Origin of the sequence: Comamonas granuli NBRC 101663 (genome assembly GCF_000739995.1) — a bacterium.
Lineage (GTDB): Bacteria > Pseudomonadota > Gammaproteobacteria > Burkholderiales > Burkholderiaceae_C > Simplicispira > Simplicispira granuli.
The window spans coordinates 285,800-298,003 of sequence record NZ_BBJX01000005.1 but is presented as its reverse complement, the minus strand read 5'-3'; the positions used below and the strand labels follow the sequence as shown (position 1 = coordinate 298,003).

Below are 12,204 nucleotides of genomic sequence, written 5' to 3'. Positions count from 1 at the left end.
CCCAGGTGCGGGATGCCGTGCGGCCGCTCCAGGCAGTGTTCCTAGGCATTCCAGAAATCCTTGCGGCACAGGCCGCGTGCGGCGCACCAGTCACAGACGCTGCCCTCGCCCAGCGCCGGCAGGTGCGCGCCCTGCGCCAGGCGGTCGAAATCCTCGCGGATGCCGGCGAGCAGCGCCGCGCGCAGCGCAGCCACGTCCGGCGCCTCGTGCATCTGCGTCTCGCCGCGTTCGCCCACGTTGACATAGGCGGCGCGCAGCGCGCTGTCTGGGCCGCCGCCCTGCACCAGGGCGGCGTAGAAGGCGAGCTGGGTGTCCTCGGTGCCGTCTTTCACGCGCTCCCGGGTCTTGCTGCTGCCCTCGGTCTTGTAGTCGAGCAGCAGCGTGGCGCTGCGGCCCTGCGCGGTGGTGGCGGTGTCGATGCGGTCGATCCGGCCGACCAGCTCCAGCGCGCCGTGCGCCAGCGCCAGCGGCTGGCGTGCCGGCACCTCGGCCTGGGCGAACTGCGCGCCCGCGGCCTCGTGCGCCGCAAGCCAGGCCAGGTAGCCCTCGCGCACCTGCGGCCAGCCGGCGGCAAAGGGCAGGAAATCGGCCTCGGCCAGCGCCAGCGCCTGTTGCGCCTGCTGGGCGGCCGCATCGAGCAGGCGGCGGCGCTGCGCCAGGTCGGGCGTGGGCGCGGCCTGCAGCGCGTCATGGAACTGCTGCAGCACGGCGTGCAGCCAGGTGCCGAAGTCGCGCTTGTCCACTTCGGTCTCGAGTTCCTCCACCTCCTGCAGGCCCAGCAGGCGCAGCGCATAGAAGCGGTAGGGGCAGTGGCGCAGATCGGCATAGGCCGAGGCCGAGAGCTGCGTCGGCAGCAGCGCCGCAGCCTGCGGCTGCGGGCGCGCCACGGGGGCGGGCGCCACGCTGCGCGGCACGCGCGGGTCGGTCGCTGCCGGCGCGCACCGGGCTGCCGGCAGGGCCTGCACCAGCGGGCTGGCCAGCAGGGGCTCACCGCCCTCGTCGCTGCCGCGCCACAGCAGGTCCACCGAGGGCTGGCGCAGCGCGCAGGCCCATGCGGCGCGCTGCGCGGCCTCCAGCGCCGCGCGCGTGGGCAGGCCCAGGGCCTGGCGCTGCGCGGGTGTCCAGATGCCGGCGGGCTCGGGGGCGGCCTGCAGGCGCTTTTCGTCGCAGCCGGGCAGCACCAGCGCGGCAAAGGGGCGCGCAAGCAACTGCGGCAGCGGCAGCACCACCACCTCGGCCGCCCGCCCGGCCTGCGTGGCCGGCTTGTAGCGCGCGGCTTCGAGCACGTCGTCGGCCCAGCGCGTGAACTCGGCCAGCGACAGGCGCCGGCCCGCGCCCTCGGCAGCATCGAGGAAGGCGTCTTGCGCATCAAGCAGGTGCAGCTCCAGCAGCACGCGCGCCCCGGCCGGGTCGGCTTCGAGCAGCGGCCACTGGCCGCTGGCCTGCAGCAATTCGCGCAAGGCCGCGCGCCAGGCCGCCAGCGGGCGGTCGCCGCGCAGCAGGCGGCGCAGGGCCTCGACCTGGTCGCGCGTGCCGGCAAGTTCCGGGCGGGCGGGCTGCGGCGGCGCGGCCAGCGCGGCCGACCACTGCCCCAGGGCGCTGCGGCGCAGCCAGCGCTCGAGCGCGCGCAGCGCGCCCTCGGGCAGCACGGGCAGGTGCTTGAGCCAGGCGAGCACGGCATCGGTGCTGGCATTCCAGGCGCAGGCGCGCAGGGCCGCCATGACCTGGGCGGCAGCGCGCGTGGTCGAGAGCGTCCAGCCGTTTTCGTCGCGCACGCTCTGGCCGCAGCCTTCGAGCAAAGCACTGATGCGGCGCACCAGGGCGCGGTCGGTGCTGGCCAGGGCCACGGGCACGCGGCCCGCCTGCACCTGCGCAAGCACGCAGGCGGCGGCGCGCTGGGCTTCGTCCTCGGCGTCCAGCGCGGGGTGCAGGCGCACAGGCGGGCCGCTGGCCGCATGCAACGCCCCCTGGTCCTGCGCCTCCTGCCATAGCGGCAAGCGCAAGGCGCGCGCGCCCCAGGCAGCGCACAGCGCAGCCGCCAGCGGGTCTGCCTGGAAGCCTTCGAGCACCACCAGGGCATCGACGGCCTGGCGCACGCCGGGCTCGAACAGCACATCGCTGGCGTGGCGCGAGGCCACCACCCACTCCAGCGCGATGCGCGCCAGGGCCGCCTCGTAGCGCAGAGCGCCGCCCTCACCCGCCAGGCCCAGCGCCGCACGCTGCTGCCCGGCCCAGGCCGGGCGCGCGGCAGGCGCCAGCGCGGCCACCACCGGCGCGAGCTGCGTGGCCGCCTCCAGCAGCGGAGCGGTGAGCATGGCGGCCTGTGCACCCAGCCCCGCACGCTCGAGCAGCGCCGCCGCGGTGAAGCTGTCGCGCGCCACATCCAGCGCCAGGTCCAGGCCCTGCGGCACAAAGCCGCCCAGCTGCTGCGCCCAGTTGCGCGTGGTCTCCAGGCGCGGAACGAAGCCATCGGGCGCATGCAGCGCCCACTGCTGCTGGGCCTCGGCCATGAGCTGGGCGTAGGGCACGAGCACCACGGTGCGCGCCAGGTGGGCGCCGCAGTGCTGCGCGTGGGCCTGCACGGCCTGGAACACCTGCTGCCACAGGGGCATGGGAGCGGGCTGCGCCGGCCGGCGCATATCGGTTTTCGCTATGACTGTCATAGCATCTGGCAGAGTGGGCACACCGCCGGATGGGAGTTCGGTTTCTGTCACAATGGCCCCAATTTAACCGCACTCCCATCTGCCAATACGCAAGGAAATCCCCATGGCCAGCGATCTGATCAAACAACTCTCTGACGCCAGTTTCGAAGCCGACGTGCTCAAGGCCAGCACCCCGGTGCTGGTGGACTACTGGGCCGAGTGGTGCGGCCCCTGCAAGATGATCGCCCCCATCCTCGACGAGGTCGCCACCGCCTACCAGGGCAAGCTCACCGTGGCCAAGATGAACGTGGACGACAACCGCGAGGTTCCGGCCAAGTTCGGCATCCGCGGCATCCCCACGCTCATGCTGTTCAAGAACGGCGAGCTCACCGCCACCAAGGTCGGCGCCATGAGCAAGGCCCAGCTCACCGCCTTCATCGACCAGCAACTGGCCTGAGCCCCGTCCCACCGGCCGCGCCCCATGCGGCCGGCCGGGCACGCGCCGCGCCCAAAGCCCGCCTGGCGCTCCTTTTTTTCCTGTCATAATCACTCCCTGATCGCCGCGCCGCATCCATCCTGCAGCGGCAGGCAGCCGATCCCAGGCACGCTCCGTCCGCCACCACCCGTGGCCTGCACGGTCCGCGGCCCATCCCCTCACACCAAGACAATCCACTCCGCCTGAGGAGTCATTCATGCACCTTAACGAGCTCAAGGCACTGCACGTGTCTGAAGTCCTGAAGCAGGCCGAAGCCCTGGAAATCGAGAACGGCAGCCGCATGCGCAAGCAGGAGCTGATGTTCGCCATCATCAAGAAGCGCGCCAAGGCCGGTGAACAGGTGTTTGCCGACGGCGTGCTCGAAATCCTGCCCGATGGCTTCGGCTTCCTGCGCAGCCCCGACACCAGCTACACCGCCAGCACCGACGACATCTACATCAGCCCCAGCCAGGTGCGGCGCTTCAACCTGCACACCGGCGACATGATCGAGGGCGAGGTGCGCATCCCCAAGGACGGCGAGCGCTATTTCGCACTGACCAAGCTCGACACGGTCAACGGCCTGGCACCCGAGCAGAACAAGCACAAGGTGATGTTCGAGAACCTCACGCCGCTGTTCCCCAAGGAACAGATGCGCCTGGAACGCGACATCAAGTCCGAGGAAAACATCACCGGCCGCATCATCGACATCATCGCGCCCATCGGTCGCGGCCAGCGCGCGCTCATCGTCGCGCCCCCCAAGAGCGGCAAGACGGTGATGATGCAGCACATCGCCCACGCCATCACGGCCAACAACCCCGACGTGCACCTGATGGTGCTGTTGGTGGACGAGCGCCCCGAGGAAGTGACGGAGATGCAGCGCTCGGTCAAGGGCGAGATCATCGCCTCCACCTTCGATGAGCCCGCCGCGCGCCACGTGCACGTGGCCGAGATGGTGATCGAGCGTGCCAAGCGCCTCGTGGAGCTGAAGAAGGACGTGGTGATCCTGCTGGACTCCATCACGCGCCTGGCGCGTGCCTACAACAATGTGGTGCCCTCCAGCGGCAAGGTGCTCTCGGGCGGCGTGGACTCCAACGCGCTGCAGCGCCCCAAGCGCTTCTTCGGCGCGGCGCGCAAGGTCGAGGAAGGCGGCTCGCTGACCATCATCGCCACGGCCCTGGTCGATACCGGCAGCCGCATGGACGAAGTGATCTTTGAAGAATTCAAGGGCACGGGCAACTGCGAAATCCACCTGAGCCGCCGCCTCTATGAAAAGCGCGTGTTCCCCGCCATCGAGCTCAACAAGAGCGGTACGCGCCGCGAAGAGCTGCTGCTGGCGCCCGAGATCCTGCAGAAGACGCGCATCCTGCGCCAGTTCATGTACAACATGGACGAGATCGAGTCCATGGAGCTCATGATCAAGAAGATGAAGGAAACCAAGACCAACGTGGAATTCTTCGAGGCCATGCGCCGCGGCGGATAAGCCGTTGTTGTGCGATAATTGAGGGCTTTTTGCGGAAAGTACACTGGAATAGGCCGGTGCGGCTCCCGCTGACCAGGAAAGAAGACACCATGAAAGAAGGCATCCACCCCAACTACCGCGAAGTGCTGTTCGTGGACCTGTCCAACGGTTTCAAGTTCGTGACCCGCTCCTGCGTGAACACGAAGGAAACCGACACCTTCGAGGGCAAGGAATACCCGCTGTTCAAGCTCGACACCTCGAGCGAGTCGCACCCCTTCTACACCGGCACGCAGAAGTCGGTGGACAACATGGGTGGCCGCGTGGAGCGCTTCCGCAACCGCTTCGGCAAGACGGCTGCCAAGTAAACCAGCGTTTTTTGCTTGCCAAGGCAGCCCGGGAGACCGCGCTGCCTTTTTGTTTGCTCCCGGACACCCCCACCCTGCCTGCCGCGAGACCTCCGCGTGAACCAGCCCAGCCCCGCCATCGTTGCCCAGAACGCCGTGCAAAGACTGCCCCGGTGGGCGCTGCTGCTGCTGTGCACGGCGTACATGGTGCCCGGCTTCGTGGGCCGCACCCCCTGGCGCGGGGCCGATATGACGGCCCTGGGCTACATGCTGGAACTGGCCCAGGGCCATACCCCATGGATGGCGCCCTTGCTGGGCGGCATGCCCCCCGAGACCGACGGCCTGCTCCCCTACTGGCTGGGCGCCTGGGCCATGGGCCTGCTGTCACCCGCCCTGCCCATGGAACAGGCTGCGCGCATCCCCTTCGTGCTGCTGCTGGTGCTGACCCTGGTGGCCACCTGGTACGGCATCTACGCCCTGGCACGCAACCCGGGCGCGCAGCCGGTGGCCTTTGCCTTCGGCGGTGAGGCCCAGCCGGCCGACTATGCGCGCGCCATGGCCGACGGCGGCCTGCTGGCCCTGCTGGCCTGCCTGGGCCTGGCCCAGCCCTCGCACGAAACCACCTCCTACCTGGTGCAGCTGTGCTGTACCGCCCTGGTGTTCCACGGCCTGGCGGCCGCGCCCCTGCAGGGCGCCAGCGCCGGAGCCACACTGGCTGCGGGGTCGGTGGGGCTGGTGCTCAGCGGCGCCCCGGCACTGGCCGTTCTCTACCCCCTGGGCGCTGCCGTGCTGTCGCTGGTCTGCGCCGATGCGCACGAGGCCGACGACAACACTTCGCGCGCAACAAGGCCCTGGCCCGTGCTGGCGCTCGCCGTGGCCCTGGTCGCCGCACTGCTGGCATGGTGGCTGGACATGTGGCGCTGGCGCCTGGCGTGGCCGCAGGACCAGGACAAGGAATGGCTCGCCCTGGCCCGCCTGTTGGCCTGGTTCACCTGGCCCGCCTGGCCGCTGGCGCTCTGGACGCTGTGGCGCTGGCGCCGGCACATCCTGCACCGCCGGCCGCAGCGCCACCTGCTGCTGCCCCTGTGGTTCGTGCTGATTTCCCTGGTGACCACCGCCGCCACCCAGCCGGCCGACCGGGCCCTGCTGCTCAGCCTGCCGGCCCTGGCGGCCCTGGCGGCATTTGCCCTGCCCACCCTGCGCCGCAGCATGGCCGCGCTGATCGACTGGTTCACGCTGCTGTTCTTCAGCATCTCGGCCATCGCGATCTGGGTGATCTGGCTCTCCACCCAGACCGGCGTTCCCGCCAAACCGGCGGCGAACGTGGCCAAATTGGCGCGCGGTTTCGTCCCCGAGTTTTCCCTGGCCGCACTGGCCATCGCCCTGGCCGCCACGCTGGCGTGGTGCGCGCTGGTGGCGTGGCGCGCCGGCCGCCACCGCAGCGCCATCTGGAAAAGCCTGGTGCTGCCCGCCGCCGGGGCCACGCTCTGCTGGCTGCTGCTCATGAGCCTGTGGCTGCCCATGCTCGACTATGCGCGCAGCGATGCGCCGCAGATGCGCGCCGTGGCACGCCTGGCCGGTGAGCCCGCCTGCATGCACATGCATGGGCTGGACCGCAACCAGATCGCTGCCCTGCAATGGCACGGCAAGCTGCGCCTGATGCCGCTGCAGGCGGACGCCTCCTGCGGCTGGCTGGTGCTGGCCCCGCCCGACCCCGCGCCTGCACCCAATGCGCCGGCGCCCCTGCCCGCACCGGACCTGAGCGGCTGGACCCTGCGCCACACCGTAGACCGCCCCACGGGCCGCAACGACGTGCTGGAGCTCTACCAGCGCGACGCGCAGCGCGAATGAGCGACATCTCCCTGATCGCGCGCCACGCGGGCACTGTGCTCGTCGGCCAATTGGCGGTGATGGCCTTTGGCGTGACCGACACCATCGTCGCAGGCCGCCATGGCCAGGCTTCGCTGGCCGCGCTCTCCATCGGCTCGGCCATCTACATCAGCGTCTACGTCGCCTTGCTGGGCATGCTGCAGGCCCTGCTGCCGATCTGGTCCGAGCAGCGCGGCGCACGCGCACCGCAGGCCATTGGCGCATCCCTGCGCCAGTCGCTCTACCTCTGCGCCCTGGCTGCCCTGCTGGGCATGGCCCTGCTGCTCAACCCCGGGCCGGTGCTGGCCTGGACGGACGTGCCCCTGGAGCTGCGCCCCACCGTGCAAGGCTACCTCGGCGTGCTGGCCTGGGCGCTGCCGCCCGCCCTGCTGTTTCGCGTGTTCAGCACCCTGAACCAGGCGCTGGGCCATCCGCAGCTCGTGACCTGGCTGCAATTGGCATCGCTGCTGGTGAAGATCCCGCTCTCGATCTGGTGGACCTTCGGCGGCGCCGGCCTGCCCGCGCTGGGCCTGGAGGGCTGCGGCTGGGCCACCCTGGCCGTCAACTACAGCATGCTCGTACTGGCCCTGTGGCTGCTGCGCACGCAGGATCTGTACACCCCCCTGCAGCTGTGGCGCCGCATCGAGCCACCGGACCGCCGCCAGCTCGCCGCCTTCGCCCGGCTGGGTGTGCCATCGGCGCTGGCCGTCACGGTCGAGGTGACCTCGTTCACCCTGATGGCCTTGTTCATCGCGCGCCAGGGCAGCCTGGCCGCTGCCGCGCACCAGATTGCCGCCAACATGGCCGCGGTGCTCTACATGCTGCCGCTGTCGCTGGCCATTGCCACCAGCGCCCGGGTGAGCTATTGGCGCGGCGCCGGCCAGGAACACCGCGCCCAGCACGCCGCCCATATAGGTTTTTGGCTTCTAGGGCTTGCCAGTTGTACGCTGGCAGCTCTACTATTCATAGCGAAAGACAGCATGGCCGCGGTCTATTCGCGCGACCCGGAGGTGGTGGCCGCCGCCGCCCGCCTGCTGCCCTGGGTGGCGCTCTACCACCTGCCCGATGCCATGCAGACCCTGAGCATTTTCCTGCTGCGCTGCTACCGCATCACGCTCGCGCCCCTGGCCGTCTACGGCATTCTGCTGTGGGGCGCAGGCCTGGGCGGCGGCTATCTGCTGGCCTACCAGGGCCTCGGCCCCATCGCGCCCACACCGTCACCCACGCCCTTCTGGGGCGCAAGCGCCGCAGCGCTGGCGTGTACCGCCCTGTTCCTGGTGTGGATGCTGCGCCGCGCCTTGGCACAGGCCCTGGGCCCGGCCCCCTCCGGCCCAGCGCCGCACAGCCCCTGACCGGCTGCCGCGCCCGCTCCGAGCATGGCACTGCGGCTTGGGCATCACCGCAAGCCCCGCACGAAAACGGCGCCCTGGCGCGCCGCAAAACAGAAAAGCCCGCTACGGTGGATATAGCGGGCTTTCGAGCGATAACGCGGTATTTGTGGTGGGTCGTGCAGGATTCGAACCTGCGACCAACGGATTAAAAGAGGCTGTCTGGCCTTTTTTTCGATTCCAAAACCACGGCTTTCAGACGCACGCACCATGTCACCGGGTGCCAAACGTAGCCAAATTTTGCTGTCTGCAGCTACGTTGGAGCTACGTTTTATGAGCAACCAAAAATACACCTTTGCCGCGCCAGTCAAGGCCTCTGATTGTTGGGACTGGATCAGGCCCGAGGACGTGGTGAGACATGCACTCGCCGCGTTCTATTGGGCCTGCAACAATGTCAAGGCCCCCAAGGGGGAGAAATTTCTCGGCGCTGATGGGCGGCCCTACGCTGACCGGGAAACCTTTGCTGATTGCATGACGCACTTCTTTGATCTGCGTGTCAAGGCCGAGGCTCATTCAATCGGCGTTGGCGACTACGCACCTGAGGCAAAAATGCTGGAACGGTGTACGCAACCACGCTCCGCATAGACCACTGAGCTTGTCCACAAAACCCACAGGCCGAAGGCCCGGCGACCCCCCGTCGCTTGCGACGAACAGGGGGTGGGAGCCGGGGAACCTGTGGGGGCTTGTGGTCAAGCGGCGCTCGTCATGTCAGCTTCGCCACTTGAGGTCTACGCCAATCCACATTAGACTTTTGGCTGCGACAGCTTGATTTCAGGCTATTTCTGACACCGACACTGGGTCGCCCCGAGCATCGGGGTTGCGGTAGAAAGCAGGAGCTACCGTAGGAGCCAATTTCCCGTTCACATACATACCGCGCCTGTCGCGAATTTCCAACTTCTGGAGTTCGCATGCGGTTACCTGCATCACTTTCTTTTTCCTATGCAGTCCAGGCAGCGGATTTGCTGCCCGTGGGTGGGCAAGCGGCGAGCTGCGCGCCCGCGGGCGGCGAAGCCGCCGGGCTTGTCTCATCTAAAACAAGTGGCCCTTCATTTCTGGATGTTGGGTTTTCACAAAAACTCGTCATGGAGCGGCGCGTCAAGCGCCTGCGTCGCCAAGTCTGGGCGGGTGGTCATCTCCAGCGCTTCGGTGCACCAAACGGCGTGCGTGAAAACGTCTGGTTCGTCACCCTGACCTATCGCGGGGTGCATGACTGGCAACCGCGCCACATTTCCAAATGCCTCAAGGCCGCACGCCGCTGGTGTCACCTGCGCGGGGTTCCTTTCAGGTACCTCTGGGTTGCCGAGCTGCAGCAGCGTGGCGCCCTGCACTACCACCTGGCAATCTGGCTGCCCAAGCGCCTACAGCTGCCCATGTTCGACAAACAAGGGTGGTGGCCCCATGGGATGACCCAGCGTGTCATTGCAAAGAACGCCGTCGGGTACCTCATGAAGTACCTGTCCAAGATTTCTCCTTTCCACCAGTTTCCCAAGGGAGTACGACTCTATGGCCTCGGAGGACTCACCCAGCAGGCCCGCAGCATTTGCAGTTGGCTTAATTTGCCCAGCTGGTGCAAACAGCGATTCGGTGTGGGAGAGCTCCAAACCATGGCGGGTCGTCGTGTGGTGCGCGCAACGGGGGAAATTCTTGAAGCCATGTACCGACGCGTTTTCCACCCTTCCGGTATGCGCTTGTACCCCAATGGCCCACTACCTGCGCGATGGTCTGACGGCCCCTATTCGTCCATAGATTGCGCAGCGCTTCATGCTGGCTCGTCATGACATTGCGCACCCTGAATGTGGACGAGGCAGCGTCTCTACTGCACATCCACCCGCAAACGCTCATGACCCGCGCTCGCTCGGGCGTCATACCTGGATGCAAGGTCGGTCGCGCCTGGGTGTTCGTTGAATCTTTGCTGATCGAGTACTTGGTGACACAATCGACGTTGCGTGTGTCTGTAGCCGGTACTCAGGAAGAAACTGAATGTCGCTCTACAGAAGAAAAGACTCGTCCTTTTGGTGGGTCAAACTCCCGGCAATCCGGGGCGAATCTGGCCCTCTACAGGTCAGCACTGGGACTGCCGACAAACGGAAGGCCCAAGAATTCCATGATCGGCTGAAAGTCGAACGATGGGAGCAAGACAAGCTCGGCGCCAAACCACGTCGTACGTGGGAGGAAGCCGTGCTGAAGTTCTTGGAAGAAACCGCCCACAAGCGTACGCACGAACGCGATAAGTCGATCCTGCGCTGGCTGGATGACTACCTCGGCGGCCGATACCTCGATGAAATCGACCGCGCAACGATTGACCACATCAAGGCAACGCGAGCGAAGATTGCGACGCAAAGCACGGCCAATCGCTACCTGGCATTGATCCGTACCATTCTGCGCAAGGCTTACCATGAATGGGAATGGATCGAGCGCGTTCCGAAGGTGTCGCTCTATCGCGAAAGAGAAGGGCGCATCCGCTCACTCACACCCGCTGAATTCGCGAGGCTGCTGCAGCACCTCCCACCCCACTTGGCCGACATGGCGATCTTCTCGGTCGCTACTGGCCTGCGGCAAGGCAATGTGCGTGGGCTGACATGGAGCCAGATCAATCTGGAACTGCGCCACGCCTGGATCGCCCCCGAGCAGTACAAGAACGGCAGAGCACACGCGGTGCCGCTAAACGACATGGCCATGGCCGTGCTGCAAAAGCAGATCGGAAAACACCCAACGCACGTTTTCTCGTACCGTGGTCACCCTATCGCCAACGTATCGACCAAGGCTTGGTGGAAGGGCTTGGAACTGGCTGGGATCGAAAACTTTCGATGGCACGACCTACGGCACACCTTCGCGACCTGGCATCGGCTGGCGGGCACGCCGACGCATGAGCTTCAAAGACTGGGCGGATGGAAAACGATCTCAATGGTGGAGCGGTACGCACACGTAGCGCCAGAAGGCTTGCAGGTCGCTGCAAGTCGGCTCGATAATGTGCTTGGCTACGCTTTGGCTACGCCAAATGAGAAAAGGGACTGACCATGACAGCCAGTCCCTCTGTATCTTTGGTGGGTCGTGCAGGATTCGAACCTGCGACCAACGGATTAAAAGTCCGCTGCTCTACCGACTGAGCTAACGACCCATCACGCGACGGCCACACCGCAGTGCGAAACGCCGTGAAGCCTTGGATTCTAGCATGAAAAAATCGCCATCCGGCGGATGCAGTGCCGCATCAACCTCGGGCTTGCCGGGCCAATGCATCGAGCACCCAGCCGGCCGCGCATTGGCCGAAGGTGGCCGTGACAGCCGCCACCGAGCCGTAGCCATGGCAATTGAGGCTGCCGTCCCCCTGCACGGCGCAGGAGGCGTCCGGCGGGGCCACGGCCTCGCGGCTGAACACGCACTGCACGCCCATTTTCTTGCCGTCCCGCGGCGCACCGTGGTGCTTGCGCAGGCGGTAACGCAATTGCGCCAGCAGCGGGTCGTGGGTCACCTGCGACAAATCATCGACATCGACCTTGTGGGCCAGGCGCTTGCCGCCGGCCGCACCGACGGTGATGAACAGCGCCTGCGTCCGCCGGTCACGCGCCCACGCAGCCATGGCGGTCTTGGCGGGCATCTGGTCGCAGGCATCGATGACGGCATCGACGCCGGGCGGGAGGATATGCGGCCAATTGCCGGGCTCCACGAATTCTTCGATGGCCTGCACCCCGCAGCCGGGGTGGATCTGGGCAATGCGCTCGCGCATGGCCTGGACCTTGGCCTGACCCAGGGTGCCGTCGAGCGCGTGGATCTGGCGGTTGATGTTGGACTCGGCCACGTGGTCCAGGTCGATGAGCGTCAGGCGCGCTACGCCGCTGCGCGCCAAGGTCTCAGCGGCCCAGGAGCCTACGCCGCCCACGCCCACCACCACCACATGCGCAGCGCGGATGCGCGCTGCGCCGGGCTTGCCATAGAGACGGTCGAGCCCGCCGAAGCGGCGCTCCAGCGCAGCAGATTCGGAGGGACCGGGAGGCGGAAGGACTTGCGGGACCACGTATGAGCGCCCGGC

10 protein-coding genes, 1 tRNA gene and 1 pseudogene are annotated in these 12,204 nt (G+C 67.1%); 9 read left to right on the top strand and 3 right to left on the bottom strand.

Going from position 1 to position 12,204, the window contains the following annotated elements:
- Positions 1-41: 41 nt before the first annotated feature.
- On the bottom strand, positions 42-2,663 hold the full coding sequence (locus CGR01S_RS06925) for a PD-(D/E)XK nuclease family protein (RefSeq protein ID WP_042424239.1): 2,622 nt from the start codon (positions 2,661-2,663) through the stop codon (positions 42-44).
- A 103-nt stretch (positions 2,664-2,766) separates the two neighbouring features.
- Here CGR01S_RS06925 and trxA point away from each other — a divergent pair, with 103 nt between their 5' ends.
- The 9 genes and pseudogenes from trxA (at position 2,767) to CGR01S_RS16405 (ending at position 11,192) form a co-directional block, all read left to right on the top strand.
- Positions 2,767-3,099, top strand: coding sequence for a thioredoxin TrxA (gene trxA / locus CGR01S_RS06920; protein ID WP_042424236.1), 333 nt, complete (start codon positions 2,767-2,769; stop codon positions 3,097-3,099).
- Positions 3,100-3,334: 235 nt separating this feature from the next.
- Positions 3,335-4,597 carry a transcription termination factor Rho gene (gene rho / locus CGR01S_RS06915; RefSeq protein ID WP_042424233.1) on the top strand — a complete coding sequence of 421 codons (1,263 nt, stop codon included), beginning with the start codon at positions 3,335-3,337 and terminating at the stop codon, positions 4,595-4,597.
- An 89-nt stretch (positions 4,598-4,686) separates the two neighbouring features.
- The gene (locus CGR01S_RS06910) at positions 4,687-4,941 is read left to right on the top strand and encodes a type B 50S ribosomal protein L31 (RefSeq protein ID WP_013519305.1); all 255 of its coding nucleotides are present in this window, start codon (positions 4,687-4,689) and stop codon (positions 4,939-4,941) included.
- 96 nt (positions 4,942-5,037) lie between these two features.
- Positions 5,038-6,771 carry a membrane protein gene (locus tag CGR01S_RS06905; protein WP_042424230.1) on the top strand — a complete coding sequence of 578 codons (1,734 nt, stop codon included), beginning with the start codon at positions 5,038-5,040 and terminating at the stop codon, positions 6,769-6,771.
- On the top strand, positions 6,768-8,141 hold the full coding sequence (locus tag CGR01S_RS06900; RefSeq protein ID WP_042424227.1) for an MATE family efflux transporter: 1,374 nt from the start codon (positions 6,768-6,770) through the stop codon (positions 8,139-8,141). The genes CGR01S_RS06905 and CGR01S_RS06900 overlap by 4 nt, the downstream gene beginning before the upstream one ends.
- 309 nt (positions 8,142-8,450) lie before the next feature.
- Positions 8,451-8,762 carry a hypothetical protein gene (locus CGR01S_RS16660; RefSeq protein ID WP_156967519.1) on the top strand — a complete coding sequence of 104 codons (312 nt, stop codon included), beginning with the start codon at positions 8,451-8,453 and terminating at the stop codon, positions 8,760-8,762.
- Positions 8,763-9,085: 323 nt separating this feature from the next.
- The gene (locus CGR01S_RS16655; RefSeq protein WP_156967518.1) at positions 9,086-9,955 is read left to right on the top strand and encodes a rolling circle replication-associated protein; all 870 of its coding nucleotides are present in this window, start codon (positions 9,086-9,088) and stop codon (positions 9,953-9,955) included.
- Positions 9,952-10,092: pseudogene (locus CGR01S_RS17290) on the top strand (helix-turn-helix domain-containing protein); the annotation flags it as partial. The gene CGR01S_RS16655 and the pseudogene CGR01S_RS17290, both read left to right, overlap by 4 nt.
- Before the next feature lie 65 nt (positions 10,093-10,157).
- Positions 10,158-11,192 carry a site-specific integrase gene (locus CGR01S_RS16405; protein WP_084690586.1) on the top strand — a complete coding sequence of 345 codons (1,035 nt, stop codon included), beginning with the start codon at positions 10,158-10,160 and terminating at the stop codon, positions 11,190-11,192.
- A 27-nt stretch (positions 11,193-11,219) separates the two neighbouring features.
- On the opposite strand, the gene CGR01S_RS06885 is transcribed toward CGR01S_RS16405, so the two are convergent.
- Both CGR01S_RS06885 and CGR01S_RS06880 read right to left on the bottom strand, forming a co-directional pair.
- Positions 11,220-11,295 (bottom strand) — tRNA-Lys (locus CGR01S_RS06885).
- 90 nt (positions 11,296-11,385) lie between these two features.
- Positions 11,386-12,189 carry a tRNA threonylcarbamoyladenosine dehydratase gene (locus CGR01S_RS06880; RefSeq protein ID WP_042424220.1) on the bottom strand — a complete coding sequence of 268 codons (804 nt, stop codon included), beginning with the start codon at positions 12,187-12,189 and terminating at the stop codon, positions 11,386-11,388.
- Positions 12,190-12,204 lie beyond the last annotated feature (15 nt).

Bases quoted from the DNA above. Each gene is read 5' to 3' on its own strand.
- CGR01S_RS06925 (WP_042424239.1), bottom strand. From the start codon at position 2,663: ATGACAGTCATAGCGAAAACCGATATGCGCCGGCCGGCGCAGCCCGCT.
- CGR01S_RS06910 (WP_013519305.1), top strand. From the start codon at position 4,687: ATGAAAGAAGGCATCCACCCCAACTACCGCGAAGTGCTGTTCGTGGAC.
- CGR01S_RS16660 (WP_156967519.1), top strand. From the start codon at position 8,451: ATGAGCAACCAAAAATACACCTTTGCCGCGCCAGTCAAGGCCTCTGAT.
- trxA (WP_042424236.1), top strand. From the start codon at position 2,767: ATGGCCAGCGATCTGATCAAACAACTCTCTGACGCCAGTTTCGAAGCC.
- CGR01S_RS16655 (WP_156967518.1), top strand. From the start codon at position 9,086: ATGCGGTTACCTGCATCACTTTCTTTTTCCTATGCAGTCCAGGCAGCG.
- CGR01S_RS06900 (WP_042424227.1), top strand. From the start codon at position 6,768: ATGAGCGACATCTCCCTGATCGCGCGCCACGCGGGCACTGTGCTCGTC.
- CGR01S_RS16405 (WP_084690586.1), top strand. From the start codon at position 10,158: ATGTCGCTCTACAGAAGAAAAGACTCGTCCTTTTGGTGGGTCAAACTC.
- rho (WP_042424233.1), top strand. From the start codon at position 3,335: ATGCACCTTAACGAGCTCAAGGCACTGCACGTGTCTGAAGTCCTGAAG.